The sequence below is a fragment of the Streptomyces sp. PA03-1a genome, assembly GCF_033792805.1.
Lineage (GTDB): Bacteria > Actinomycetota > Actinomycetes > Streptomycetales > Streptomycetaceae > Actinacidiphila.
In genome coordinates this window covers 1-25,517 of sequence record NZ_JARAVO010000098.1, presented here as the reverse complement: position 1 = coordinate 25,517, position 25,517 = coordinate 1, and the positions used below count along the sequence as shown (strand labels likewise).

Genomic DNA, 25,517 nt, shown 5'->3' with positions numbered 1-25,517 from the left:
TCGGCTTGAGGTCAAGCGGTACCCTCGGGCCCATGAGCGACCCCGCACCGCGCCGCGACCGCCTGGCCATCGGTGAGCTCGCCGCCCGCAGCGGCCTGGCCACCTCGGCCCTGCGCTACTACGAGGAGCTCGGCCTCATCCGCTCCGAGCGCACCGCCGGCGGGCAGCGCCGCTACGCCCGCGCCACGCTCCGCCGTGTCGCCTTCATCCGGGCCGCCCAGCGCGTCGGCCTGTCGCTGGAGGAGGCCGGCGCGGCCCTCGCCAGGCTCCCCGAGGACCGTGCCCCCAGCGCCGCCGAATGGAACACCGTCGCCCGCACCTGGACCCGCCGCATCGACGAGCAGATCGCGGAGCTCGAACGGCTCAAGGGCAACCTCACCGGCTGCATCGGCTGCGGCTGCCTCTCCTTGCGCAAGTGCGCCCTGTACAACCCGGACGACACCGCCGCCGCCAAGGGCCCCGGCGCGCGCTACCTGCTGGGCGACGAGTCGGCTACACCCCGTCGACCTTGAACGGGTCGTGCTCGGCCAGCAGCTTGTCCAGCCGGGCCTGGTCCACCCGGCTCGTCACCTGGCCGGCCTCCTGCCGGTCGCGGACGACCTTGGCGAGCGTGAACGCCGAGGTCACCACGTAGAGCAGCCCCACCGCCAGGAAGGCCCGCACCCACGGGCCGACCGGCAGGTAGGCGATGCCCACGACCATCGCCCCGAGGGCGACGGCGAACGAGATCGCGGCCTGGGCCGAGAAGGCCGCGGTCGTCTGCTGCTGGATCGGATTCGCCATGACCGAAGCATCGGCCGTCGTGGCCCGCGCCACATGAGTACGGCTACTCATCCCGGGCCGGGTACCCCGTCGCGGCGGCGCCCGGCGTGCTGCGGGAATGGTGCGAGCGAGCACCCGACGACGTGCGGTATTGTTCTCGTGCGCGGTCGGCCGGGCGGGAAGCCCGGGACGAAAGCGACACCGGGACGTGGCGCAGCTTGGTAGCGCACTTGACTGGGGGTCAAGGGGTCGCAGGTTCAAATCCTGTCGTCCCGACGGTGTCGACCAGCGGGTTTGTCATTCATGACAAACCCGCTGGTTGCGTTTGCGGCACATGAGGCGCGGCCGGAGCGGTACGACCCCGGCCGGCCGTCCCCCGGGCGGGCCCGCGCCGCCCCCGGCCGCCGGGGGCCGCGCGCGTGCGCCGGGACGCCTCCGTGCGCCGTGCCACCGGGCCGGAAAACGCTTGGACTCCACGTGGGCCGCCGCGGGACACTGCCACTTCCGGACCGCCCACTCATGCGCACCTCGGCGCCGCCGTACCGCCACGGCGGCAGCGGCACCTCCCGGAGAAGCTCGCGGCAGCACGCCGCACGACACCACAGGGTGGAGATGGGATCGCCTGAATCACGCAGGTTCCGGCCGGCCAGGGGCCCGGTGCTCCTGGCACTGCGCTACTACGGAGGGGAGTTGGCCCGGTTCCGGTGGCTGACGCTTCCGGCGATGCTGTCGCCGGCCCTCGGCAACATCGGCATCAACTACGTCGCACCGCTGATCGTCGCGAAGCTCGTCGGCGGCTTCGTCGACGGCACCGCTCCCGGCATCGGCTCGACCCTCCCCTACGTCCTGGCCTTCGCCGGCGTGCTGCTGCTCGCGGAGACGCTGTGGCGCATCGGCCTGCACTGCCTGAACCGCCTCGACGCCCGCGGCATCGAGCACCTGTACGTGGTCGGGATGGACGAGCTGTTCGCCAAGGACGCGTCGTTCTTCCACGACAACTTCGCGGGGTCCCTCACCAAGCGGGTGCTGAGCTTCGCCTCGCGCTTCGAGGAGTTCGTCGACACGCTGACCTTCAGCGTCCTGGGCAGCTTCGTCCCGCTGCTGTTCGGGTCGGTGGTGCTGTGGGCCTACGAACCGCTGCTGGTCGTCGGCCTCTTGGCGATGATCGCGGTGACGGCGCTGTGCGTGGCGCCCCTCATCCGCCGGCGCCAGGTGCTCGTCCGCCGGCGCGAGGAGGCGATCGCCCGGGTGTCCGGGCACGTTGCCGACAGCCTGATGAACATGGACACGGTCCGGGCGTTCGCCGCGGAGGAACGCGAGGCCGCCGAGCACCGCTCCCGTGTCGCCGAGTCGCGAAGGCTCACGCTCAAGTCGTGGGACTACGGCAACCTGCGCATCGACACCCTGGTCGCACCGCTGTCGGTGCTGACCAACGCGCTCGGCCTGCTGCTGGCGGTCACGCTGGGTGCGGGCACGCACGGCGTGGAGGCGGTCGTGGTGGCCTTCACGTACTACTCCAACGCGACGCGGATCATGTTCGAGTTCAACCAGATCTACCGCCGCCTGGAGAGCTCGATGACGGAGGCGGCGCAGTTCACCGAACTGCTGCTGAAGCCGCCCACCGTGCTCGACCCGCCCGCGCCGGAACCGCTGCGGTCCCGGGGCGCCGACGTCCGCTTCGAGCACGTGACCTTCTCCCACGGGGGCGCGGAGCCGCTCTTCGAGGGGCTCGACCTGGCCGTGCCCAGCGGTGCCAGGATCGGGCTGGTCGGCCGGTCCGGCGGCGGCAAGACCACGCTCACCCGGTTGCTGCTGCGGATGAACGACATCGACGGCGGCCGGATCCTCATCGGCGGGCAGGACATCAGCCGGCTGCGCCAGGCCGACCTGCGCAGCCTGATCTCCTACGTGCCGCAGGACCCGGCGATGTTCCACCGCTCGCTGCGGGACAACATCGCCTTCGCCCGGCCGGACGCCACCGAGGGCGAGATCCGCCGCGCGGCCCTGGCGGCCCACGTCACCGAGTTCGCCGACGCGCTGCCCGGCGGCTTCGACACCATGGTCGGCGAGCGCGGGATCAAGCTCTCCGGCGGACAGCGGCAGCGGGTCGCGCTCGCCCGGGCGATCCTGCGCGACGCGCCGATCCTGCTGCTGGACGAGGCGACCAGCGCCCTGGACTCGGAGAGCGAGGTCCTCGTCCAGGAGGCGCTGTGGCGGCTGATGGACGGGCGGACGGCGCTGGTGGTGGCGCACCGGCTGAGCACGGTCGCCGGGATGGACCGGCTGGTCGTCCTGGACCGCGGGCGCATCATCGAGCAGGGCACCCACCAGGAACTGCTCACGGAGGAGGGCGCCTACGCCAAGCTGTGGCAGCACCAGTCCGGAGGCTTCCTGGACGACACCGCCGAACGGGCCGACCTGCACTGAACCAGGCCGCCCGGTCGGTCAGGGCGTCCCGGTGGGCTGCGTCACCGCGATCGACACGTCGGTGCCGGGCACCTCGCGGCCGTCCTCGGTGAGGAAGCCGACGTGGACGGCGTGGCCGGTCGAGCGCGTCCGCCGGCGCGCGGAGGGGCCGGACGGGCGCGGCCGGTGGCGGTCGCCCCACTGCTGCAGCGAGGCCATGACGAGGTCGAGCTCCCGCCCGGCCTCGGTCAGGTGGTAGCTCTGCCGCTGCCGGCTGCCCGGCTCCTGGTACGTGCGGGTGCACAGCACCCCGGCCTCGACGAGCAGCTTGAGGCGGGCGCTGAGGAGGTTGGGCGCGATCCCGAGCGACGTCTGGATCTCGGCGAAGCGGTGCCTCCCGGCGAAGACCTCGCGCAGCACCAGCAGGGACCAGCGCTCACCGAGGATCTGCAGGCTCCGCTCGATGGAGCAGGCCGGCTGGTCCTCCTGGGGGCCCGACACGTGCCGTCCGTTCGTCACCGCGGCTCACCTCCTGCCCGATGCGGCGGAAGGACAGTCTACACCTAGGTTTCCTCCTGCTACTCAGCCCCGGGCGGGAGGGGCCCGGAGCGGCCGGGGGACGCGTCACGGCCGTTGTCGGAGGCGATGGCTACGGTGGTCGCATGCCCGATTCCGAAGACGTCCGCCGCATCGCCCTCTCGCTCCCCGAGACGGTGGAGAAGGAGGCCTGGAGCATGCCCACGTTCCGGGTCGCCGGGAAGATGTACCTCACGCTGCCCGACGACGAGACGTCCTTCGCCGTGCGCTGCCCCATGCACGAGCGGGGCGAGCTGATCGCGGCCGAGCCGGGGAAGTTCTGGGTGCCGCCGCACGAGGCCGGATCGAACTGGGTGCGGGTGCGGCTCGCCGCCCTGGACGACGTGGACGAGCTCCGGGACATCGTCGCCGACTCCTGGCGGCAGGCCGCGCCGCCGCGGCTCACCGAGACGGCGGGCCCGGCCGGGGGAGCCGGCGCGTGACGACCCCGTCCCCGACCCCGCCGCTCAAGGCCGACTTCACCTTCACCGGCCGGATCGAGCGGGCCGCCACCGAGGCCGCCCGCGCCGAGGCGCACGGCGCGGACGGCGTGCTGGTCAACGAGATGCGGCACGACGCCTTCCTCCAGCTGGCCCTCGCCGCGGGCGCCACCCGGCGGGCCGACCTGGTCAGCGGCGTGGCGATCGCCTTCGCCCGCAACCCGATGACGGTGGCCACGGCCGCGTACGACGTCCAGCGGCTCTCCGGCGGGCGGATGACCGTCGGCCTCGGCTCCCAGGTCAAGCCGCACATCACCCACCGCTACGGCATGCCCTGGTCGCGGCCCGCCGCCCGCATGAAGGAGTTCGCGGGCGCGCTGCGCGCCATCTGGCACAGCTGGCAGACCGGCGAACGGCTCCGCTTCCGCGGCGAGTTCTACACCCACACGCTGATGACGCCGATGTTCGACCCGGGCCCCCTCCCGTCCGGGCCGCCCCGCATCTGGCTCGCCGGCGTCGGCCCCCTGATGACCGCTGTCGCGGGCGAGGTCGCCGACGGGCTGATCTGCCACGCCCTCACCTCCGCGGACTACCTGCGGCAGGTGACCCTCCCGGCCGTTCACAAGGCCAGGGAGTCCTCCGAGCACGCGGGGCAGCCCTTCGACGTGGTGGGCAACGCCCTGGTCGCGACCGGCCGTACGCAGGAGGAGTACGCCGCGGCCCTCACCGCCACCCGCGAGAGGATCGCGTTCTACGCCTCGACGCCCGCCTACCGCGCCGTGCTCGACCTCCACGGCTGGGGCGAACTCCACGACGAGCTGCACCGGCTGTCCGTGCGCGGCCGCTGGTCCGAGATGGGCCGGCTGGTCGACGACGACGTCCTGGACGCCTTCGCCCTCCACGGTGAACCGCGGGAGGTCGGCCGGGCCGTGCGCGACCGCTTCGCGGGCCTGTGCACACGCGTCACCGTCTCCCTCTCCCACGACGCCGACGACACCCTCGCCCTCGACGTGCTGGCCGGGGTGCGGGACTGACGGGCCACCGGGCCCTGACCAGGCCCGCACGATGATCGGCGGACCCTACATCCATCCGGCCCCCGGCACCTAACTTACGGAAGCTTCACGTCCGCGAACGCCGCCGTGCGGCAATGTGTCCCCATGAGATCGCGCCCGTACGTACTGATGTCCGTGGCCTCCTCGCTGGACGGATGCCTGGACGACACGAGCACGACCCGGCTGCTGCTCTCCAACGAGGAGGACTTCGACCGGATCGACGAGGTCCGCTCCGGGGTGGACGCCATCCTCGTCGGGGCCAACACCATACGTTCCGACGACCCGCGGCTGCTGGTGTGCTCCGCAGAGCGCCGCGAACGGCGCGTCCGCGCCGGGCTCCCGCCGACCCCGGTGAAGGTCACCGTCACGGAGAGCGGGAAACTCGATCCCGGCGCCCGGTTCTTCACCACCGGGGAGTGCGAGAAGGTCGTCTACACCACGTCCTGCGCGAGCGACTGCCTCCGCGAACGCCTGGGGGACGTCTGCTCCGTCGTCGACGCCGGCGACCCGCTGGACGTCCGGCTCCTGCTCGCCGACCTCGCCGGGCGCGGCGTCGAACGGCTCATGGTGGAGGGCGGGGGAGTCGTCCACACCATGTTCCTCAGCGCCGGACTCGTCGACGAACTCCACCTGGTGTACGCGCCGTTCTTCGTCGGCCAGGCCGACGCCCCGCGCATGGTGCACCCCGCGGTCTTCCCGCAGGGCCCCCAGCACCGGATGACGCTCGCGGAGACCCGGCAGATCGGCGACGTGGTGCTGCTGCGCTACCTGCCGCGTCAGGACGCCTGACCGCCCGGGACGGGCGGGGCGCGTTCGGGGTCGCAGACCCTCCGAGGCCCCCGGACCGGCGACGCGGTAGGACGACGCCCGATCGCCGGCGGGCACGGGCCGCGGAGGGGCCGTGAGCGGGACCTGGTGTCCTGCAGCTCTGCTGAACCGGGCTGCTCTCCAGGGTCCGGAGCCCAGGCGCGATGCGACGCGCCGCTCCTCGCGCGTCAGGCCGAGGTCCCCGGCAGCGCGTGACGCCGGCGGGAGCCCGAACGCGCCGGGTCAGGAGGTGCGGCCGCTCGCGGCCGAGGGTCCGGAGGGGCGGGTGCTCTGTGGCGCTCGCCCGGCGCTCACGATGGCCGCCGCCGAACGATCACACCGGCGGCGCCGACGCGATGGCCCCGGGACCGTCGGTGTCCCCGACCGGTGGCGGCGGGGACCGCGGCCTGCGGTGCCTTCGAAAGCCACTGCACTCGAGGGCCCGTCGGCCGGGCTGATACCCGTGGCCCGCAGGTCCCGGGCGGCGGCTGACGTCGGCGGGAAGCGTGAACGGGCCGAGTCGGGACGTCCGGCCGCCGGTGGGCAGGAGTCCCGGACAGGCCACGAGGGGACCGACGCCCCGCGGCGCGGCGCGGCGCCGTGCCGGTCCACGGCCGCAGGCACGGGCCCGTGGCCCCGGCGGGGAGGACCTCGCCGGGGCCACGGATGTGCCGGGTCAGGAGGTGCGGCCGCCCGCGGCGGAGGAGACCAGCACGCGGGTCTCCTCCGCCGCCGCGCCCGCCCCCGCGAGGCCCCCGGCGGGCCCGGAGCGCGGTGCCGGGCGGTGGCGCCACAGCCAGAGCACGTCGCGGCCGAACGACCACACCAGCGAGGCCAGCGCGAGCACCGTCAGGGCGGCCGAGACCCCCGCGGGCAGGAGCCCCGAGCAGGCGGCGAGCAGGACGACGCCCTGCAGTGCCGCAACGGTCTTGCGGGCGAAGCTCGGCGGGAGCGCGGCGTTGAGCCACGGCAGCACCCACGCCGCCGCCACGAAGGCGTAGCGCATGGCGCCGATCACCAGCACCCACGGGCCCAGCGTCAGGGCGAGCCGCGCGCTCAGCACCAGGATCAGGAAGGCGTCGACCTCCATGTCGAAGCGCGCGCCCAGGGCGGACGACGTGCCCGTACGCCGTGCGACCTTGCCGTCCACCGCGTCGAGGGCCAGGGCCACCGCGGTCAGCCCGGTCAGCAGCGGCGCGCCGTGAGCGACGCCTCCCGCCACCATGGCCGTCACGCCGCCGACGAGCACCGTGCGGGCCAGGGTGACGTGGTCGGCCGGGCCCAGCGAGCGGCGACCCGCCCGCCGCAGGCCCGCCGCCAGCAGTGCCCAGGTGCCCGCCGCGTAGACGGTCCCGGTCAGCCAGCCCACGGTGTCCAGGCCCACGGTGGCCCACAGCGCGGCCAGCAGCGCCAGCTGGGCTGCTGCCGCCCCGGCCTGCTCACGCCCCGCGGTGCCCCCACGGAACTCGGATCCAACGGTCATCACGGTCATGAGACGTCCCCGCTTGTCGCCTGTGCGGCACAGCCGCGTACGGTACGGGCCCGGCACCACCCGGATGGCGGGTGCCTGTTGCCCGCCATGGAGTACGGAGGAAATCGGTGGAGCGTTCGGCGCGTGCGTTCTGGCTTCGAGAACCCGGCGAGGGCGAGGTCAGAGAGGTCCCCCTGGCGGAACCCGGTCCGGGGGAGGTCCTGGTGCGCACCCTGTACTCCGGGGTGAGCCGCGGCACCGAGACCCTGGTCTTCCGGGGCGGGGTGCCCGTGAGCCAGCACCAGGCGATGCGGGCGCCGTTCCAGGACGGCGAGTTCCCGGGGCCGGTGAAGTACGGCTACCTCAACGTGGGCGTGGTCGAACAGGGGCCGCCCGAGCTGCTCGGCCGCACCGTCTTCTGCCTCTACCCGCACCAGACCCGGTACGTCGTGCCGGCCACCGCCGTGACGCCCGTGCCCGACGACGTCCCCGCGGGACGGGCGGTGCTGGCGGGCACCGTCGAGACCGCGGTCAACGCGGTCTGGGACGCGGGCCCGCAGATCGGGGACCGGATCGCCGTGGTCGGCGCCGGCATGGTCGGCTCCAGCGTCGCCGCCGTCCTCGCCGGCGTGCCGGGCGTGCGGGTGCAGCTGGTCGACGTCGACCCCTCCCGCGCCGCCGTCGCCGAGGCGCTCGGCGTCGGCTTCGCCCACCCCGACGCGGCGGAGGGCGGCTGCGACCTGGTCGTCCACGCCAGCGCCACCGAGGCGGGGCTCGGCCGCGCCCTGGAACTGCTGGAGCCGGAGGGCACCGTCGTCGAGCTGAGCTGGTACGGCGACCGGCGGGTCAGCCTGCCGCTGGGCGAGGCCTTCCACTCCCGCCGCCTGGTCGTGCGCAGCAGCCAGGTCGGCACCGTCTCACCCTCGCGCCGCACCCGGCGCACCTACGCGGACCGGATGGCACTGGCCCTGCGCCTGCTCGCCGACCCGGTCTACGACGCCCTCGTCACCGGCGAGAGCGACTTCGAGGAACTGCCCCTGCTGATGAAGGAGATCGCAGGCGGTGAACGTTCCGTGCTCTGTCACCGTATTGCCTACCGTCCCGGTTAGGCCTTTGGGGAAGGTTGTCCTCGCGTGTTCAGTATCACCGTCCGCGACCACGTCATGGTCGCCCACAGCTTCCGCGGCGAGGTCTTCGGACCCGCGCAGCGGTTGCACGGCGCCACGTTCCTGGTGGACGCGACGTTCCGCCGCCAGGAGCTCGACGCCGACAACATCGTCGTCGACATCGGCCTGGCGACCCAGGAACTGGGCGCGGTGCTCGCCGCGCTCAACTACCGCAACCTCGACGACGATCCGGAATTCGCCGGGATCAACACCTCCACCGAGTTCCTGGCGAAGGTCATCGCCGACCGGCTCGCCGACCGCGTGGCCGCGGGCAAGCTCGGCGAGGGCGCCCACGGCCTGACCGGCATCTCCGTCACGCTGCACGAGTCGCACGTCGCCTGGGCGAGCTACGAGCGTTCCCTGTGAGCACGCCCGCGCGCACGGCCGCCCCCGCTCCGGCGGGGGCGGCCCCCGCGTACGTCGTCCTCCCGGGCGACGTCGACGACGCCACCGCGCCCAGCGGCGGCAACGTCTACGACCGCCGCCTGAGCCAGACCCTCGCGGCGGCGGGCCGTCCGCTGCGGGAACTCCCCGTGCGGGGCACGTGGCCCCGTCCGGACACCGCCGCCCGCCAGGCACTGGCCGGGGCGCTCGCATCGGTGCCGGACGGCGCCGTCGTCCTGCTCGACGGACTCGTGGCCTGCGGCGTCCCGGAGATCGTCGTCCCGCAGACGCGCCGGCTGCGCACCGCCGTCCTGGTGCACCTGCCCCTGGCCGACGAGACCGGCCTCGACCCCGCCGCGGCCCGCGCACTCGACGCCCTGGAGCGCGAGACCCTGCGGGCCGCCGCCGCGGTCGTCGCCACCAGCCCCTGGGCCGCCCGGCGCATCGCCGAGCGGCACGCGCTGCCCGCCGGCCGGGTCCACGTCGTCATCCCCGGCACCGATCCCGCGCCGCTCGCGCCCGGCACGCAGGAGGGCACCCGGCTGCTGTGCGTCGCCTCGCTGACCCCGCGCAAGGGCCACGACCTGCTGGCCGGGGCGCTCGCCGCCGTCGCCGACCTGACCTGGACCTGTCGCTGCGTGGGCCCGTTCGGCCGCGACCCCGAACACCTCGCACGCGTAACCGCGCTGATCGGCCGGCACGGCCTCGACGACCGCGTGCACCTCACCGGCCCGCTCACCGGCGAACCCCTCGCGGCCGAGTACGCCGCCGCCGACCTGCTCGTCCTGCCGTCCCGCGCCGAGACCTTCGGCATGGTCGTCACCGAGGCCCTGATGCGCGGCACACCCGTACTGGCCACCGCCGCCGGGGGAGTGCCCGACGCCCTCGGCCTGGCACCGGACGGCACACCGCCCGGCCTCCTCGTCCCCCCGGACGACACCACCGAACTCGCCGCGGCGCTCCGCCGCTGGCTCGACGACGCCGACCTGCGCGGCCGGCTGCGCACGGCGGCCCGCCGGCGGCGCGAGACGCTGCACGGCTGGGAGCACGCCGCGCGGCACATGGACGCGGTACTGGAACTGCTGCGGGAGGGAACCCGATGACCACGTCCGACACCGCCCCCTTCACACCGCACTGGCTCGCGCTGCGCGAGGACGCCGACGCCGCGGCCCGCGCCGCGGACCTGCTCGGCCCGCTCCGCGAGCACCTCGCGGGAGCGTCCCGCGGCACCGGCACCGGCACCGGCACCGGCGCCGGCCCGCTCGTCGTCCGCGACCTCGGCTGCGGCACCGGCTCCATGGGCCGCTGGCTCAGCGGACGACTGCCCGGACCGCAGCACTGGATCCTGCACGACCACGACCCCGCCCTGCTCGACCTGGCCGCGGCGAGCCTTTCCGGCCTCACCGCGGGCGGCGGTCCCGTCACCGCCGAGACGCGCGAGGGCGACCTCACCCGGCTCACCCCCGCCGACCTCGCCGGGACCTCGCTGGTCACCGCCTCCGCGCTGCTGGACCTGCTCACCGCTGCCGAGATCGACGCCCTCGCCGCCACCTGCACCGCCGCAGGAGTGCCCGTGCTCCTCGGTCTCTCGGTGGTCGGCGAGGTCGAACTCGGGCCCGCCGACCCGCTCGACGCGGAGATCAGCGCCGCCTTCAACGCGCACCAGCGGCGCACGGCCGGCGGCCGCGCACTACTGGGCCCCGACGCCCTCGACGCAGCCGGCCGGGCGTTCACCCGGTACGGCGCCACCGTCACGACCCGTCCCAGCCCGTGGCGGCTCGGCGCGGACCGGTCCGCGCTCACCGCCGAGTGGCTGCGCGGCTGGGTGGGCGCCGCCGTCGAGCAGGAACCCGGCCTGGCCGCCCTTGCGGAGCCCTACCTGCGCCGACGGCTCGTAGACTGCGCGGCCGGGCGGCTGACCGCCGTCGTCGGCCACGGCGACCTGCTCGCCCTGCCCGGAGGTGACGCCCGGTGAGGCAACGACTGTGGGCCTGGCTGCGGCTGCTGATCGGCGCGGGCATCCTCGCCGCCCTCGTGTGGCGGCTCGGCACCGGCGCGTTCGTCGACGGCCTGCGGGTCGTCGACGGCCCCGCCGTCCTCGCGGCCCTCGCGATCGGCCTGTTCACCACCGTCACGAGCGCCTGGCGCTGGTGCCTGGTCGCCCGCCGGCTCGGCCTGCGGCTCCCGATGGCCCGGGCCGTGTCCGACTACTACCGGGCGCTGCTGCTCAACGCGGTGCTCCCGGCCGGCGTCCTCGGCGACGTCGACCGGGCGGTCCGCCACGGCAGGCACTCCGGCGACGTCGGCCGCGGCGTGCGCGCCGTCGTCCTGGAACGGGTGGGCGGGCAGGTCGTCGTCCTCGCGCTCGGCGCGGCCGTCCTGCTCACCCGACCCGCCCTGGTCACGGCCATCGCCGGGGACCTCGTGCCGGGCCGGGCCGCCGCGGAGGTCACGGCCGGCGTGCTCCTGGCCGTCGTGGTGCTCGGCGGATGGCTGCTGTGGCGGCGCGGCGCCAGGGGCCGGCGGGCCCTGGCCACCGGGCTGGCCGACGTCCGCAGCGGACTGCTCGCCCGCGGCACCTGGCCGGGCGTGGTCGCGCTGTCCGCGGCGGGATTCGCCGGCCACATCGCCCTGTTCGTGGTCGCGGCCCGCGTCGCGGGCTCGTCGGCACCGGTCACCACGCTCGTGCCGCCGCTCGTCCTGGCCCTGCTCGTGATGGGACTGCCCGTCAACATCGGCGGCTGGGGCCCGCGTGAGGCCGCCGCGACGCTCGCCTTCGGCGCGGCCGGGCTGGGCGCGACGCAGGGCCTTGCGACCGCCGTCGTCTACGGGGTGCTCACCCTCGTCTCCAGCCTCCCCGGGATCGCCGTGCTCGCCCTCCCCGGCCTGCGCGCGCTCGCCGCCCGCGTTCAGCCTGCGGAGGACGGCGCCGTGCCGTCCCCCAGGGCGCGGACGAACCGGAGCCCGGGGCGGCCTGCCAGCTCGACCGTGCCGGCTGACACGAACCCCGTACGGGTCAGCACCGTGCGGGAGCCCGCGTTGTCCAGCGTGGTGACCGCCCACAACGTCGTCAGCCCGTACTCCCCGGCCGCCAGGGCGCACACCTCGTGAACCGCGGCCGTGGCGAGCCCCCGCCCGGCCGCGCTCTCGGCGATCCGGTACCCCAGCTCCGCCGACCCGTCCGTCACGTCCACCACGTTGACCCGGCCCAGCACCTCGTCGTCCGCGCCGACCAGCACGTGGAAGTGGCAGGACCCGGCGTCCTGCTCGGCGAGCAGCGCCTGGTGCCGCGCGTCGAAGTACGCGAAGTAGTCGTCGCCCCGGTCCGGTATCGACGCGGCGAAGTACGCGCGGTTCGCCCGCTCGAACTCCAGGAGCGCGGTGGCGTGGTCGGCACGGAGACGTTCCAGGCGAGGCATGGGTCGATGTTAGGGCCTGACGCGGCGGCGGCATGTCGGGGCACTCGGCGTCGGCCGCCGGTCTGCGGGTGCCGCTGAGCCCTGTCGCACAGTCCCCCGGGCCTTCGGCCGGGGGTGCCCCCGGGCACCGGCCGGTGCCCGGCAGCGGGAGGACGCCGGCCGGTGCTCGGCCTTCCTTGCCCCTCGGCCTTCGGCGGAGGTGCTGCGTCGGCTGCTGGTTGCCGTGCTCGCGCACCCCGGAAGGCTGCACGTGGTCCCGGCCCGGTGCCCCGGAGCCGGAGGGCCGGGCCGTCGGTCCCGGGGACCGTGGCCCGCCCGCGCGCCCGGCGCGAGCTGTGACGGACCGGCACCCGGCGGCGGCCCGCAGGGCGGGCGCTGGAGCCGGCGCCCGGACGCCTTCCCGCCGTTGCCCGGAAGCCTGATCGGCGGTCAGGCGCCGCCGGTGCGCCGCGGGACGGTCCCGCACCGCGACGACACGGCGGCAGCCTGCGGGGCACCCGTGGCACGCGGTCAGGTGGCCGGCGAGGCGGCGGCGTCGGGGCGGGCGTGGCGGCCCGGGCGGGGGCTCTCGACGCGCAGGGCGTCCTTGTCGGAGACGAAGAGCGCGGCGACCGCCGAGATCAGGGCCAGGCCCGTGCAGAGCACGAAGCCGGCGTGGTACGCGCCCAGGTTGGCCGTCGTGGTGCCGCCCGCCGCCACGGTGGTGGTGCCGACCGCGGTGAGGAGCGTGGCGATGAGCGCGGTCCCGAAGGCACCGCCCAGCTGCCGCTGCATGTTGAACACGGTCGCCGCCCGCCCCGTCGAGGGAGGGGGGATCGTGGCGAAGGCGGCGTTCTGCGCCGACATCATCACGTGCCCGATGCAGTAGCCCAGGACGAACAGCACCCCGCGCAGCACCCACGGCGAGGTGGCCGTCGTGAACCCGGTCATCACCGCCACGCACACGCCCATGCCGGCCGAACCGCCCACCATGAGCCACCGCGGCCCGATCCGCCGGTACAGCCGCGGGGCGATCTGCGCGGCGGCCATCACGCCCACGGCCTCCGGCCAGGTGGCCAGGCCGCTCTCGAAGGCGTTGAAGCCCAGCGCCTCCTGGAGGAACATCGGGTAGAGCCACACCGTGCCGAGGAAGACCGCGCTGAGCGGGAACATCACGACGGTGTTCGCGCGGAACAGCCGGTCCCGGAAGAGCTCCAGGTCCAGCATCGGCATCGTGATCCGCCGTTCCACCAGCACCATCGCGCCCAGCGCCGCGAGCCCCACGAGCAGCGGCACGAGGATGCCCGCGGTGCCCCAGCCGTCCTTGGCGCCGTTGGTCAGCGCGTACAGCGTCAGCGACAGCCCGCCGCCGGCCAGGAGGAAGCCGACGAGGTCGAAGCGGCCGGGCCGCTCCAGCCGGTAGTCCGGCAGGAAGAGCAGACCGAAGACCACGGCCGCGGCGCCGACCGGCAGGTTGACCAGGAAGACCCAGTGCCAGGACACGGCGTCGCACAGCCAGCCGCCCAGCACCGGGCCCACGGCCGGGGCGATCGCGGTGGGCACCATCAGCGCGCGCTGCGCCTTGATCCGTTCCGCGGGCGGGTACGCCCGGAACAGCATGGTCTGGCCGACCGGGACCAGCAGACCGCCGCCGGCGCCCTGCAGGATCCGGTAGAGGGTGAGCTGTTCGAGGCTGGTCGACATCGCGCACAGCGCCGATGCCGCGGTGAAGGCGACCAGCGCGGCGAGGAACACCCTGCGGGTGCCGTACCGGTCGGACAGCCAGCCGGCGACGGGGATGAAGACCGCCAGGCTGACCAGGTAGCCGATGTTGACGCCGCCCAGCCCGGAGGCCGGCACGCCGAAGTCCTCACCGATGGCCGGTACGGCGACGTTGACGATGGTGGTGTCCATGATCGCCATGAACAGCGCGGCGACGAACACCACGGCGACCGCGGTGGTCGGCGGAATCCTGCGTGCCAAAAGGAAGCTCCTCGCTCGGGGGCGCCTCCTGCGCGGCGGACCGCGTCCGGACGACACCGGTCACGGCTTCCAGATAAGCCCGGTCCCCGGCGTGGCGCACGCCGGAGTCACCCGCGTGCGTGTATCCGCCGGTTACCGGGGCTCAGCGGCCGGTCCAGCGGGGCGGGCGCCGGTCCAGGAACGCCGCGACGCCCTCGTGCCGGTCCTCGGAGGCCATCACGGTGCGGGTCGCCTCCTCCGTGGCCCGCCAGCCGGGTCCGTCGGAGCCGGACAGCCATGCGTCCATCGCCACCAGGCTCGCCTGGACCGCGACCGGTGCGTTCTCGCAGACGCGCGCGGCGAGTTCGAGCGCGCCCGCGAGCGCCCCGCCCTCAGCGGTGACCCGGTTGACCAGCCCGGCGGCGTGCGCCCGCGCGGCGTCGACGGGGTCGCCGGTCAGCACCATCTCCCTGGCCAGGTTGACGGGCAGCGCGCGTGGGCCGCGGAACAGCCCCGCACACGTGGGCACCAGGCCGAGCCGGACCTCCGGCAGCCCGAAACGGGCGGTCGCCGCGGCCACCACCAGGTCGCAGGCGAGGACCAGTTCCATCCCGCCGCCCAGGGCGGCGCCCTCGACGGCGGCGACCAGCGGCTTGCGCCGGTGACGGCGGATCAGCCCGTACTCGCCGCCGCGCTCGGTGACGTAGTCGCCGATGGCGTTCAGATCGCTGCCCGCACTGAAGACCCCGCCGGAGCCGGTGAGCACCCCGGCCCACAGCTCCGGGTCGTCCTCCAGGGTGTTGAACGCCGCGTCGAGCGCCTCGGCCAGGTGCCGGTCCACGGCGTTGCGCTTGTGCGCACGGCACATCCGGACCACCAGGACGCGGCCGTGCCGCTCCGTCCGCACCAACGGCTCCACGGGCGGCTCGAGCTGGGCCATGGCGGGCACCTCCGGTCGGTGGTCGGCGGGGAGTCCCCGGGATCAGGTGACGATATCCCCGGGGCGGCGGTCGCCGGTGGACCGGGGCGGCCGCGCACGGCACGATGGCCAGGGGCTTTACGAGGAGGGCGCCTTGGAGACGACGCGGGACGGAGCGACCGGTGAGACGCCGCGCTGGCTCGAGCTGGCGGAGGTGGACAACATCCGCGACCTCGGCGGTCTGCCGGTGCGGGGCGGGGGCACGACCCGGCGCGGTGTGGTGTTCCGGGCCAGCACCCTCCAGGAGGCCACGGCCGGCGACGTCGAACTGCTGCTCGGCCGCTACGGGCTGCGTACCGTGCTCGACCTGCGCGGCCCGGACGAGGCGGCCCGCGAGGGGCACGGCCTGCTCGCGGACGCCGCGGTGCGCCGGATGAACCTGCCGGTCAGCCGGGTACGCGCGCTGGTCACCGACGCCGTCCCGGCGACGACCGCGGACGACGGCGACGCGACCGGCTTCTACCTCGGACTGCTCGACGGCAGCGGGGAGTCGCTGGTCGCCGCGGCGCGCGTCGTCGCCGACACCGACCAGCACGCCGTCGTCTTCCACTGCGCCGTCGGCAAGGACCGCACCGGTGTCCTCGCGGCCCTCCTGCTCGACGCGGTGGGCGTGCCCGCCCCCGCCATCGCCGCCGACTACGCGCTCACCGCACAGCGCGTCGTCCGCATCCGCGCCCGCCTGGCCCGCTTCCCGTCCTACCGTGACCTGCCCGCCGTGGAGCACGCCTTCATGGCCTCGGAACCGCGCGTCATGCACCGCTTCCTGGACGTCCTGCGCACCGGGCACGGCGGTGCGGGCCCCTGGCTGCGCGACCGCGGCCTGACGGCGGCGGAACTCACCCGTCTGAAGGAAGTCCTGGTCACCCCGGCCCCGCACTGACCGCTGCCGTTCGTGCGGGCGCGCCCCGGTTCCGGGGTGCCGCGGTGTGGGTCCGGTGGGGGCCGAGCGCGGTCGTGCCCTCGGGCACGGCCTATGCCCGGGGCGTGCCGTCCCAGCGCCACGACGTGGGACGAGGGTGTCCGGGCAGGTCGGCGCGTCCGGTGGCCCACAAGAGGGTGGACCAGGAATCCGTGGACGACGGCGCGTGCGGAAACAGCCGGGCGAGCACCCGGGAGCACAGATCGGCAGGCGGGCTCCATACGAGATCGAGCCCTTGTGCCAGGTCGTGCGTGTGCACAAGCGTCTCCACGATCCCCATCGCGGCGAACCCCTCGGGGTCCGAGACGCCGAAGACGTGGTGAGCGCGGGTCTGCGGTGGCGTCGTGCGCACCATGGCGACCAGCAGCGCCCCGCTCGCTTCCAGGACCTGCAGCAGACCGGCGGGCCCCGCCGCGCGGTTCGCGTGAATCGCGTTCGCCGGGCCGCCGGGCCGCCGGCTCTCCCATACGAAGGGCACCTCGCCGTCCAAGGGCGGTGTCCTGGGGCCCAGTTGTGCCGCGTAGGCGAAGAGGTCGTCGCTGAGGTGCTCGACGGTCTCCCAGCAGTCCCATTCCAGCGAACCGGCCTTGCCCTCCCAAGCAGCCGGGGGCGCCTCGCGGAGGACCGCCACCGCGAGCTGCACGGCGAGGTCGAGGTCGTCCGCGGTGACGGGTGACCGGGAGGGGCCGGCATCGGCTGATCGGGACATGGCAGGAGCGTACCGCGGCCGAAAGGCCCCTCCCATGGGTCACCGGCCCCCCGGACCTGGGCCGGTCCGGGAGTCCGCGCCGCATGCCCGGGGCGGGGTCAGGCGGTGGGCCAGAGCGTGACGTGGATGGCGGGGCGGAAGCGGGACGGGGTGATGCCGGTGCCGGGGGCGCCCATGATGCGGGTGGCGACGGCGGTGTGGAGGAAGTGGAGGAAGACGTCGGTCGCGGGGGAGCGGAAGCCGGGGGGCAGGACGGTGGCGTACCAGGTGGCGTCCGCCGGGGTGGCCGGGGTGTCGAGGAGGCGCAGCTCGTCGCGCCGCAGGCGCGGGGTGACCAGGTGCGCCACCGCGGGCGCCACGCCCGCGCCCTCCGCGGCGGCGTCCCAGGCCGCGGTCTGGTGCGGGAAGACCCGGACGCGGGGTTCCGGCACCCGCAGCCTGCGCAGCAGGCGGCCCGTGTCGGCGCCGGGGTCGGTGCCGGAGGCGTCGACCAGCCACGTCCAGCGGGACGGCGGTCCCGCCGGCCGGGGTGCCCGGGGTCCGGTCACCGCGACCAGCAGGGCCCGGAAGACGGGCTCGCCGATCAGCCCTCCGCCGCGCACCGCACCCAGGTCGGGGCCGAGTGCCACATCGGCCAGGCGGTGCTCCACCAGCGCCCGCATCTCGCTCGTGGTGGCGGTGCCGAAGGACGTGTCGATGCGGCGGCCCGTCCGTTCGGCGAAGGCCTCCGTCAGTGACGGCAGCACGAACTCCGCGAGCGTGCCCGCGGCCACCACACGCAGTTCGTCGGGCCCGCCCTGCGCCGCCCGCACCGCGGCCTCCGCGTCCGCGCTCAGCGCGACCATGCGCGAGGCGACCGGGAGCAGCCGCGCGCCCGCGGGGGTGAGCCGCATCCCGCCGCCCGGCGCCCGCCGGATCAAGGGGTCGCCGAAGTGCGCGCGCAGCGCGCCGAGCGACTGCGACACGGCGGACTCGCTCACGTTCAGCGTCCGCGCCGCGGCGGTGACCGAACCGAGCCGGGCCACCAGCACGAAGGTGCTGAGCTGTGTCACGGTCACCCTTCGATTTTCTCCCTTTCACCCCGATAAGTGAAGCCTTATCGGCCCATTGCACCGGCGCGGCGGCGAGGCGCAGCATCGCGGCACAGGGGGAACGCCCGGACCAGGAGGGCGCCATGCAGGTTCCGGCCACGTTCCAGTACGCGCGGGCGACCGGCGTCGAGCACGCCATCGAGCTGCTCACCCGGTACGGGCCCGAGGCCCGCGTGGTGGCGGGCGGGCACAGCCTGCTGCCGATGATGAAGCTGCGGCTCGCCCAGCCGGAGGCGCTGATCGACATCAACGGCCTCGACGAGCTGACCCGCATCCGGGTGGACGGCGGTGAACTGGCCGTCGGCGCCATGGTCCGCCACGCCGACCTGCTGGCCTCGGCCGTGGTCGGCGAGCACTTCCCCGTCCTGCGCGACGCGGAGCGGATGATCGCCGACCCGCTCGTGCGCAACCGCGGCACGGTCGGCGGCTCGCTGTGCCAGGCCGATCCGTCCGAGGACCTGTCCGCCGCGTTCTGCGCGCTGCGCGCGACCCTGGTAGCCCAGGGGCCGGACGGCCGGCGGGCCGTGCCGGTGCGGGAGTTCTTCATCGGCCCGTACGAGACCGTCCTCGGCGAGGCGGAGCTGCTGCTGGAGATCAGGGTGCCGATCCGCTCGCACGCCAGCGCCTACCGCAAGGTGGAGCGCCGAGCCGGTGACTGGGCGGTCGCCGCCGCGGCCGCGGTCCTGGAACTGTCGGCGGGCCTGGTCACCGAGGCGGGCATCGGGCTGACCGCCGTCGGTGCGCCCCGGTTCGTCGCCGAGGAGGCCGAGCGGTACCTGCGCGGGGGACCGCCGGGCGAGGAGCGGTTCACCGAGGCCGGCCGGATCGCGGGGGAGGAGTGCCGCCCCTCCGCCGACCAGCGCGGCCCCGTCGACTACAAGCGGCACCTCGCCGCCGAGCTCACCGTGCGGGCGCTGCGCGCCGCGGCCGCCCGCGCCCACGGGCAGGAGGGCTGACATGCAGATCACGGTCACCGTGAACGGCGAGCGGTACACCCGGGACGTCGAACCCCGGCTGCTGCTCGTGCACTTCCTCCGCGACGAGCTGGGCCTCACCGGGACCCACTGGGGCTGCGACACCTCCAACTGCGGGGTCTGCGCCGTCTGGCTGGACGGCGCGCCCGTCAAGTCCTGCACGGTGCTGGCGGTGATGGCCGACGGCCACGAGGTCCGCACCGTCGAGGGCCTGGCCGACGGGGCGGAACTCGACCCCGTCCAGCAGGGGTTCGTCGCCTGCCACGGACTGCAGTGCGGCTTCTGCACCCCCGGCATGATGATGACCGCCCGCTGGCTGCTCGACCACGACCCCGACCCCTCCGAGGAGGACATCCGGGAGGCCATCTCCGGCCAGATGTGCCGCTGCACCGGCTACGAGAACATCGTGCGCGCCATCCGCTGGGCCGCCGAGCAGGGCCGCACCGCGCGACCCGCCGAAGGGACGGCGCAGGAGGCCTCCGGCCGTGAGGAGGTGCGGACATGACCACCACCGGGGAGCGGCCGGTCGGCTTCGGGCGGATGACCCGCAAGGAGGACGCCCGCTTCGTCCGCGGCCACGGCACCTACGTCGACGACGTACGGCTGCCCGGCATGCTCTACGGCGCCGTCCTGCGCAGCCCGCTGGCGCACGCGCGGATCGTGTCCGTCGACACCTCCGCCGCCGAGGCGCACCCGAAGGTCAAGGCCGTGATCACCGGACGGACCCTGGCCGGTCTGGGACTTGCCTGGATGCCGACCCTTTCGTACGACACCCAGGCGGTGCTCGCCACCGACAAGGTGCGCTTCCAGGGGCAGGAGGTCGCCTTCGTCGTCGCCGAGGACCGCTACGCGGCCCGCGACGCCCTCGAGCTGATCGACGTCGAGTACGACCCGCTGCCGCCCGTCGTCGACGCCCGCAGGGCGCTCGACCCCGACGCGCCGCTGATCCGCGACGACAAGGAGGGCCAGACCGACAACCACGTCTTCGACTGGTCCGCGGGCGACAAGGAGCGCACCGACGAGGTGTTCGCCCGCGCCGACCTCGTCGTCACGCAGGACATGCTCTACCCCCGGGTGCACCCCGCCCCGCTGGAGACCTGCGGCACCGTCGCCGACATGGACGCCGTCACCGGCAAGCTCACCGTGTGGTCCACCACCCAGGCCCCGCACGCGCACCGCACCCTGTACGCCATGGTGTCCGGCATCCCCGAGCACAAGATCCGCATCATCTCCCCGGACATCGGCGGCGGCTTCGGCAACAAGGTCGGCATCTACCCCGGGTACGTGTGCGCGGTCGTCGGCTCCCTCGTCACCGGAAAGCCCGTCAAGTGGATGGAGGACCGCTCGGAGAACCTGATGAGCACCTCCTTCGCCCGCGACTACCACATGCACGGGGAGATGGCGGCGGCCTCGGACGGGCGGATCCTGGGCCTGCGCGTGAAGGTCGTCGCCGACCACGGCGCCTTCAACGCCACCGCCCAGCCCACCCATTTCCCCGCCGGCTTCTTCGGCGTCTTCACCGGCTCGTACGACATCGAGGCGGCGCACTGCGAGGTCACCGGCGTCTACACCAACAAGGCGCCGGGCGGCGTCGCCTACGCCTGCTCCTTCCGCGTCACCGAGGCCGTCTACCTCGTGGAGCGCATGGTCGACGTGCTCGCGGCCGAACTCGGCACCGACCCCGCCGAACTGCGGATGCGCAACCTGCTGCGGCCCGAGCAGTTCCCGTACCGGAACAAGACCGGCTGGGAGTACGACTCCGGTGACTACCCACGGGCCCTGCGGCTCGCGATGGACCTCGCGCACTACGACGACCTGCGCCGCGAGCAGGCCGACCGGCGCGGGCGCGGCGAACTCATGGGCATCGGCGTCAGCTTCTTCACCGAGGCCGTCGGCGCGGGCCCGCGGCGGCACATGGACATCCTGGGCCTCGGCATGGCCGACGGCGCGGAACTGCGCGTCCACCCCACCGGCAAGGCCGTGCTGCGGATCTCCGTGCAGACCCAGGGGCAGGGCCACGAGACGACGTTCGCGCAGATCGTCGCCGAGGAACTGGGCATCCCGCCCGAGGACATCGAGGTGGTGCACGGCGACACCGACCAGACGCCCTTCGGGCTCGGCACCTACGGTTCCCGCTCGACCCCCGTGTCCGGCGCGGCCGCCGCGCTGGTCGCCCGCAAGGTCCGCGAACGGGCCCGGCTGGTCGCCTCGGCGATGCTCGAGGTCAGCCCGGACGACCTGGAGTGGACCAAGGGCCGCTGGTTCGTCACCGGCGACCCCGACCAGGGCCGCACGATGGCCGAGATCGCGCTCGCCGCGCACTCCAGCCTCGAACTGCCCGAAGGCGTGGAGGGACACCTGGATGCGACCTGCGTCTACAACCCGCCCAACCTCACCTTCCCCTTCGGCGCCTACATCTGCGTCGCCGACGTCGACGCCGGCACCGGGCAGGTCAAGGTGCGGCGCTTCATCGCGGTGGACGACTGCGGCAACCGCATCAACCCCATGATCGTCGAGGGGCAGGTGCACGGCGGCCTGGCCGACGGGCTCGGCATGGCGCTCATGCAGGTGATCGCCTTCGACGAGGACGGCAACTGCCTCGGCGGGTCCTTCATGGACTACCTGCTGCCCACCTCCGTCGAATGCCCCTCCTGGGAGCTCGGCGAGACCGTCACCCCGTCGCCGCACCACCCGATCGGCGCCAAGGGCGTCGGGGAGTCCGCCACCGTGGGTTCGCCCGCCGCCGTCGTCAACGCCGTCGTCGACGCCCTGCGACCGCTCGGGGTACGCCACATCGACATGCCCCTGACCCCGGCGGCGGTCTGGCGGGCCGCACGGGGACGGCCGTTCCGCAGCGACCTGGCGATCACCTGAGGCCCCCGATGACGAGTACGGAACTGCTCAACCGCGCGGACCAACTGCGGCACGGCCGCACCCCGTTCGTCCTCGCCACGGTCGTCCGCGCGCAGCGCCCCACCAGCGCCAAGCCCGGCGACAGCGCGCTGGTGCTGCCCGACGGCACCGTGGAGGGCTTCGTCGGCGGCGTCTGCGCCGAGTCGACCGTGCAACTGCAGGGGCTGCGCCTGCTGGAGACCGGGGAGTCGGTGCTGCTGCGGATCACCCCCGGCGGCGCGGAGGGCGCGGCCGAGCGCGGGGCGGACGGGGGCGGGGCGGAAGGCGAGGGCCTGGTCACCGTCGACAACCCGTGCCAGTCCGGCGGGACCCTCGACATCTTCCTGGAGGCCCATCTGCCCCCCCTGCTGGTGCACGTGCTGGGCCACGCGCCGATCGCCCGCTCCCTGCTCGACGTCGGCCGGGCCCTCGGCTACGACGCCAGGCCCGCGGAACCCGGGACCCCGCTGCCCGGCGACCTGGACGCCGTCGTGATCGCCTCGCACGGCCGTGACGAGGAGGCCTCGCTGGCCGCGGCGGTGCGCGCGGGGGTCCCGTACGTCGGGCTCGTCGCCAGCCCCCGGCGCGGTGCCGCCGTCCTCGCCGGGCTCGGGCTGACGCCGCAGGAGCGGGCCCGCGTCCACACCCCGGCGGGGCTGGACATCGGGGCCCGGACCCCGGCGGAGATCGCCGTGTCGGTGTACGCCGAGGTCATCGCGGTACGACCGCGCCCCGCCGCCCGCCCTGGCGGCCACCCCGGCGCGGGCGAGCCCGCGGCGTCCCCGCGGCCCGTCGCGGAGGCCGTGGATCCGGTGTGCGGCATGACCGTCGCCGTCACCCCCGGCACCGTCGCGCTGACGGGGCAGGGCGGCGGAGCCGTCTACTTCTGCGGCCCCGGCTGCCGGCACGCCTACACCGACGACCCCACCCGCTACGCACATGCCTCCTGACCCCGACGCCCTCGTCCCCGACGTCCCCGCCCTGCGCGCCCGGCTCGACGCCGCCGACTACCTCGCCGACGACGCGCTCGCCACGGCCCTGCTGCTCGCCGTCCGCATGCGCCAGCCGATCCTGCTCGAGGGCGAACCGGGCGTCGGCAAGACCGAGGCGGCCCGCGCCCTGGCCACCGTCCTCGACACCCCGCTGATCCGCCTCCAGTGCTACGAGGGGCTGTCCGCCGCGGAGGCGCTGTACGAGTGGAACTACCCGCGCCAACTGCTCGCGATCCGGCTCGCCGAGTCCCGGGGCGAACCCCTGCGCGACGCCGACCTGTTCACCGAGGACTTCCTGATGCCGCGGCCCCTGCTCGCCGCCATCACCCATCCGGGGCCGCGGCCGGCGGTCCTGCTGATCGACGAGGTGGACCGCGCCGACGACGAGTTCGAGGCCTTCCTGCTGGAGCTGCTGGCCGACGCCGCCGTCACCGTCCCCGAGCTCGGCACGCGCACCGCCACGCTGCCGCCCGTCGCCGTCCTGACCTCCAACCGCACCCGTGACCTGCACGACGCGCTGAAGCGGCGCTGCCTCTACCACTGGATCGAGTACCCGGACACGGAGCGCGTCGCCGCCGTCATCCGGCGCCGCGTCCCCGGCGCGGGGGAGTGGCTGGCTTCCCGCGTGGCCGGCGCGGTGGACCGGCTGCGCGCCGACCACCGGCTCACCAAGCCGCCCGGCATCGCCGAGGCCGTCGACTGGGCGGCCGCGCTGCGTGCGCTGGGTCTCACCTCGTTCGACGCGGACGCGGCCGACCGCACCCTCGGCGCGGTCCTCAAGTACGCCGAGGACCTCGCCGCGGTCCGCGCCGAGGGTCTCGCGCACCTGGTGGACAGCGATGCATGAGCCCGGAGGCGACGCAAGTAATGCGAGGGTCGAGATGGCTCCGGTACCAGGGCTGGCGGAGGTGGTGGCCGCGCTCGGCGAGGCCCTGCGGCGGGCGGGGATACCGGTGGGACCGGACAGGGCCGCGCGGTTCGCGCGGGCGGTGACCGTGCTGGCTCCGGTGACGACGCCGCAGTTGCGGCACTGTGCCCTGGCCACGCTGGTGGCGGACCCGGAGCAGATCCCGGCGTTCGACGCCGTGTTCCGGAAGGTGTTCGGCGGTGAGGGTCCCGGGCACCCGGTCGCACGGGGGCAGCGGGGCGACCCGCCGCGGTCGCCCGCCGGGGCCGGCCGTGCCGCCCCACGGCGTGGTGCCGGGCGGCCCGCGGAGGACACCCCGGGGCGGGCGCGCGAGGTCGGGGCACCGACCACGGCCAGCCCCGCCGACCGGCTCGCCACCCGGGATTTCGCGGAGCTGACCGAGGACGAGCTCGCCCTCCTGGCCCGGGCGATGCGCGCGATCGTGCTGAACACCCCGCTCCGTCCGTCCCGCAGGCGCCGGCCCGCGCACCACGGAGACCGCATCGACCTGCGCCGCACCCTCGCCGCCGGGCGCCGCACAGGCGGGTACCCGCTGCGGCTGCGCCGCTTCGTGCCGCGGCCCCGCCGCCGCGGCCTGGTCGTCCTCTGCGACATCTCGGGGTCGATGGAGCCGTACGCCCGGGCGATGCTGCAGCTGCTCTACTGCGCGTCGCGCGGCGCGCGGGCCGAGGTCTTCACGTTCGCCACCCGGCTCACCCGGCTGACCCCCGTCCTGCGGCGGCCCGGCCTGCCCTCCGACGCGCTGGCGCGCGCCGGGCGTACGGCGCCGGACTGGTCGGGGGGCACGCGGATCGCGGCGTGCCTGGGGGAGTTCAACGAACGGTACGGACGCCGTGGCATGGCCCGCGGCGCCGTCGTGGTGATCGTCTCGGACGGCTGGGACACCGGCGACCCCGCCGTCCTCGCCCGGCACATGGCGGCGCTCGCCCGGGTGGCCTTCCGTGTCGTGTGGGTCAACCCTCGTACCGCCAGCCCCCGTTACCGTCCGCTCGTGGGCGGTATGGCCGCGGCGCTGCCGTACGGTGACGCCGTGGTCAGCGCCCATGACCTGGCGGCCCTGGGCGACTTCGCCGCCGCGCTGTCCGCGCCGGGGCGTCGTCGCGGCGCGGGGCAGGCGTGACGCAGGGCTGTGCACGGGTGCCGGTGCCGGGCGGTGGGACTCAACCGCCCAGCACCTTGGCCTCCTTCTCCGGGGCGAGGCCCACGGTGGGCCGGTCGGGGCGCTGGGGTGCCGTGCCGCCCAGCGAGCGCAGCCACTCCCAGGTGTCGGCGACGGTCTCGGCGACGGGGCGGCAGCGCAGTCCGGTGGCGAGGGCACGGGAGACGTCGGCGGTGTGGAGCGTGTCGTAGAGCTCGCCCGGGGGGAGCCAGACCGGCAGTTCGGTCCAGGGCTCGATGCCCGCGGCCAGGACCGTCTCCGGGTCCGTCCAGCGCAGTTCGGCGTCGGAGCCGGTCACCGCGGCGCAGGCGGCCAGGAGTTCGCCGGTGGTGGTGTGCCCGGGCGGGCTGACGAGGTTGTAGGCGCCGCCGAGGCCGGATTCCGCGGCGTCCAGGATCCATGCGGCGAGGTCGCGGGCGTCGACGTACTGCAGGGGGAGGTCGCGGGGGC

Annotated in this window: 24 protein-coding genes, 1 tRNA gene and 2 pseudogenes; 18 read left to right on the top strand and 9 right to left on the bottom strand. The window is 74.9% G+C overall.

The window, feature by feature from the left end; all coding sequences use genetic code 11:
* Nucleotides 1-32 precede the first annotated feature (32 nt).
* On the top strand, nucleotides 33-512 hold the full coding sequence (soxR, locus tag PV341_RS22415; protein WP_500323926.1) for a redox-sensitive transcriptional activator SoxR: 480 nt from the start codon (nucleotides 33-35) through the stop codon (nucleotides 510-512).
* Here soxR and PV341_RS22410 read toward each other — a convergent pair.
* Entirely contained in the window at nucleotides 493-783 is a 291-nt protein-coding gene (locus PV341_RS22410) for a YiaA/YiaB family inner membrane protein (RefSeq protein ID WP_500323927.1), read from the bottom strand. The two genes, soxR and PV341_RS22410, sit on opposite strands and share 20 nt — an antisense overlap.
* Before the next feature lie 181 nt (nucleotides 784-964).
* On the opposite strand from PV341_RS22410, the gene PV341_RS22405 reads away from it, so the two are divergent.
* Both PV341_RS22405 and PV341_RS22400 read left to right on the top strand, forming a co-directional pair.
* Nucleotides 965-1,038: transfer RNA gene (locus tag PV341_RS22405), tRNA-Pro, on the top strand.
* Nucleotides 1,039-1,374: 336 nt separating this feature from the next.
* Nucleotides 1,375-3,189: an ABC transporter ATP-binding protein gene (locus tag PV341_RS22400; protein WP_500323928.1), complete on the top strand. Its 1,815-nt coding sequence runs from the start codon at nucleotides 1,375-1,377 to the stop codon at nucleotides 3,187-3,189.
* 18 nt (nucleotides 3,190-3,207) lie between these two features.
* On the opposite strand, the gene PV341_RS22395 is transcribed toward PV341_RS22400, so the two are convergent.
* The gene (locus PV341_RS22395; protein ID WP_500323929.1) at nucleotides 3,208-3,687 is read right to left on the bottom strand and encodes a winged helix-turn-helix transcriptional regulator; all 480 of its coding nucleotides are present in this window, start codon (nucleotides 3,685-3,687) and stop codon (nucleotides 3,208-3,210) included.
* A gap of 143 nt (nucleotides 3,688-3,830) precedes the next feature.
* Here PV341_RS22395 and PV341_RS22390 point away from each other — a divergent pair, with 143 nt between their 5' ends.
* The 3 genes from PV341_RS22390 to PV341_RS22380 all read left to right on the top strand — a co-directional run bounded on the left by PV341_RS22390 (nucleotide 3,831) and on the right by PV341_RS22380 (nucleotide 6,025).
* The gene (locus PV341_RS22390) at nucleotides 3,831-4,187 is read left to right on the top strand and encodes an MmcQ/YjbR family DNA-binding protein (protein WP_499515277.1); all 357 of its coding nucleotides are present in this window, start codon (nucleotides 3,831-3,833) and stop codon (nucleotides 4,185-4,187) included.
* Nucleotides 4,184-5,218 (top strand): TIGR03617 family F420-dependent LLM class oxidoreductase, encoded by a 1,035-nt coding sequence (locus PV341_RS22385; protein WP_500323930.1) that lies wholly within the window; start codon nucleotides 4,184-4,186, stop codon nucleotides 5,216-5,218. The genes PV341_RS22390 and PV341_RS22385 overlap by 4 nt, the downstream gene beginning before the upstream one ends.
* 123 nt (nucleotides 5,219-5,341) lie before the next feature.
* Nucleotides 5,342-6,025: a RibD family protein gene (locus PV341_RS22380; protein ID WP_500323931.1), complete on the top strand. Its 684-nt coding sequence runs from the start codon at nucleotides 5,342-5,344 to the stop codon at nucleotides 6,023-6,025.
* A gap of 694 nt (nucleotides 6,026-6,719) precedes the next feature.
* Here PV341_RS22380 and PV341_RS22375 read toward each other — a convergent pair.
* On the bottom strand, nucleotides 6,720-7,526 hold the full coding sequence (locus tag PV341_RS22375; protein ID WP_500323932.1) for a CDP-alcohol phosphatidyltransferase family protein: 807 nt from the start codon (nucleotides 7,524-7,526) through the stop codon (nucleotides 6,720-6,722).
* Nucleotides 7,527-7,642: 116 nt separating this feature from the next.
* On the opposite strand from PV341_RS22375, the gene PV341_RS22370 reads away from it, so the two are divergent.
* The 5 genes and pseudogenes from PV341_RS22370 to PV341_RS22350 form a co-directional block, all read left to right on the top strand.
* Complete coding sequence (locus PV341_RS22370; protein ID WP_500323933.1) at nucleotides 7,643-8,623, top strand: zinc-dependent alcohol dehydrogenase; 981 nt, start codon at nucleotides 7,643-7,645, stop codon at nucleotides 8,621-8,623.
* A gap of 24 nt (nucleotides 8,624-8,647) precedes the next feature.
* Nucleotides 8,648-9,046, top strand: coding sequence for a 6-pyruvoyl trahydropterin synthase family protein (locus tag PV341_RS22365; RefSeq protein ID WP_500358838.1), 399 nt, complete (start codon nucleotides 8,648-8,650; stop codon nucleotides 9,044-9,046).
* Nucleotides 9,043-10,167, top strand: a complete 1,125-nt coding sequence (locus tag PV341_RS22360) for a glycosyltransferase family 4 protein (RefSeq protein WP_500323934.1) — start codon at nucleotides 9,043-9,045, stop codon at nucleotides 10,165-10,167. The genes PV341_RS22365 and PV341_RS22360 overlap by 4 nt, the downstream gene beginning before the upstream one ends.
* Nucleotides 10,164-11,039 (top strand): methyltransferase domain-containing protein, encoded by an 876-nt coding sequence (locus tag PV341_RS22355; RefSeq protein WP_500358837.1) that lies wholly within the window; start codon nucleotides 10,164-10,166, stop codon nucleotides 11,037-11,039. Before PV341_RS22360 ends, PV341_RS22355 begins: the two co-directional genes overlap by 4 nt.
* Nucleotides 11,036-11,866 (top strand): annotated as a pseudogene (locus tag PV341_RS22350) (lysylphosphatidylglycerol synthase transmembrane domain-containing protein); the annotation flags it as partial. The gene PV341_RS22355 and the pseudogene PV341_RS22350, both read left to right, overlap by 4 nt.
* A 107-nt stretch (nucleotides 11,867-11,973) precedes the next feature.
* On the opposite strand, the gene PV341_RS22345 reads toward PV341_RS22350, so the two are convergent.
* The 3 genes from PV341_RS22345 to PV341_RS22335 all read right to left on the bottom strand — a co-directional run bounded on the left by PV341_RS22345 (nucleotide 11,974) and on the right by PV341_RS22335 (nucleotide 15,364).
* On the bottom strand, nucleotides 11,974-12,483 hold the full coding sequence (locus tag PV341_RS22345; protein ID WP_500323936.1) for a GNAT family N-acetyltransferase: 510 nt from the start codon (nucleotides 12,481-12,483) through the stop codon (nucleotides 11,974-11,976).
* Between the two features lie 510 nt (nucleotides 12,484-12,993).
* Nucleotides 12,994-14,445 (bottom strand): MDR family MFS transporter, encoded by a 1,452-nt coding sequence (locus tag PV341_RS22340; RefSeq protein WP_500323937.1) that lies wholly within the window; start codon nucleotides 14,443-14,445, stop codon nucleotides 12,994-12,996.
* Between the two features lie 142 nt (nucleotides 14,446-14,587).
* On the bottom strand, nucleotides 14,588-15,364 hold the full coding sequence (locus PV341_RS22335) for an enoyl-CoA hydratase-related protein (RefSeq protein ID WP_500358836.1): 777 nt from the start codon (nucleotides 15,362-15,364) through the stop codon (nucleotides 14,588-14,590).
* A 133-nt stretch (nucleotides 15,365-15,497) separates the two neighbouring features.
* On the opposite strand from PV341_RS22335, the gene PV341_RS22330 reads away from it, so the two are divergent.
* Entirely contained in the window at nucleotides 15,498-16,283 is a 786-nt protein-coding gene (locus tag PV341_RS22330; protein WP_500323939.1) for a tyrosine-protein phosphatase, read from the top strand.
* Nucleotides 16,284-16,374: 91 nt separating this feature from the next.
* Here PV341_RS22330 and PV341_RS22325 read toward each other — a convergent pair whose 3' ends face one another.
* Both PV341_RS22325 and PV341_RS22320 read right to left on the bottom strand, forming a co-directional pair.
* Nucleotides 16,375-17,031 (bottom strand): maleylpyruvate isomerase N-terminal domain-containing protein, encoded by a 657-nt coding sequence (locus PV341_RS22325; protein WP_500323940.1) that lies wholly within the window; start codon nucleotides 17,029-17,031, stop codon nucleotides 16,375-16,377.
* Between the two features lie 98 nt (nucleotides 17,032-17,129).
* Entirely contained in the window at nucleotides 17,130-18,089 is a 960-nt protein-coding gene (locus PV341_RS22320; protein ID WP_500323941.1) for a LysR family transcriptional regulator, read from the bottom strand.
* A 116-nt stretch (nucleotides 18,090-18,205) separates the two neighbouring features.
* On the opposite strand from PV341_RS22320, the gene PV341_RS22315 reads away from it, so the two are divergent.
* From PV341_RS22315 to PV341_RS22290, 6 genes are read left to right on the top strand one after another with little or no spacing between them, the layout of a single operon-like run.
* Entirely contained in the window at nucleotides 18,206-19,078 is an 873-nt protein-coding gene (locus PV341_RS22315) for an FAD binding domain-containing protein (RefSeq protein WP_500323942.1), read from the top strand.
* Nucleotide 19,079: 1 nt separating this feature from the next.
* Nucleotides 19,080-19,601 carry a (2Fe-2S)-binding protein gene (locus PV341_RS22310; RefSeq protein ID WP_500323943.1) on the top strand — a complete coding sequence of 174 codons (522 nt, stop codon included), beginning with the start codon at nucleotides 19,080-19,082 and terminating at the stop codon, nucleotides 19,599-19,601.
* Nucleotides 19,598-21,970: an aerobic carbon-monoxide dehydrogenase large subunit gene (locus PV341_RS22305; RefSeq protein WP_500323944.1), complete on the top strand. Its 2,373-nt coding sequence runs from the start codon at nucleotides 19,598-19,600 to the stop codon at nucleotides 21,968-21,970. The genes PV341_RS22310 and PV341_RS22305 overlap by 4 nt, the downstream gene beginning before the upstream one ends.
* A gap of 8 nt (nucleotides 21,971-21,978) precedes the next feature.
* On the top strand, nucleotides 21,979-22,938 hold the full coding sequence (locus tag PV341_RS22300) for an XdhC family protein (RefSeq protein WP_500358834.1): 960 nt from the start codon (nucleotides 21,979-21,981) through the stop codon (nucleotides 22,936-22,938).
* Nucleotides 22,928-23,827: an AAA family ATPase gene (locus tag PV341_RS22295; protein ID WP_500323946.1), complete on the top strand. Its 900-nt coding sequence runs from the start codon at nucleotides 22,928-22,930 to the stop codon at nucleotides 23,825-23,827. The genes PV341_RS22300 and PV341_RS22295 overlap by 11 nt, the downstream gene beginning before the upstream one ends.
* Nucleotides 23,828-23,861: 34 nt before the next feature.
* Complete coding sequence (locus tag PV341_RS22290) at nucleotides 23,862-25,028, top strand: vWA domain-containing protein (protein ID WP_500358832.1); 1,167 nt, start codon at nucleotides 23,862-23,864, stop codon at nucleotides 25,026-25,028.
* A 40-nt stretch (nucleotides 25,029-25,068) separates the two neighbouring features.
* Here the strand turns inward: PV341_RS22290 and PV341_RS22285 are convergent.
* A pseudogene (locus PV341_RS22285) lies at nucleotides 25,069-25,517 on the bottom strand (reductase); the annotation flags it as partial.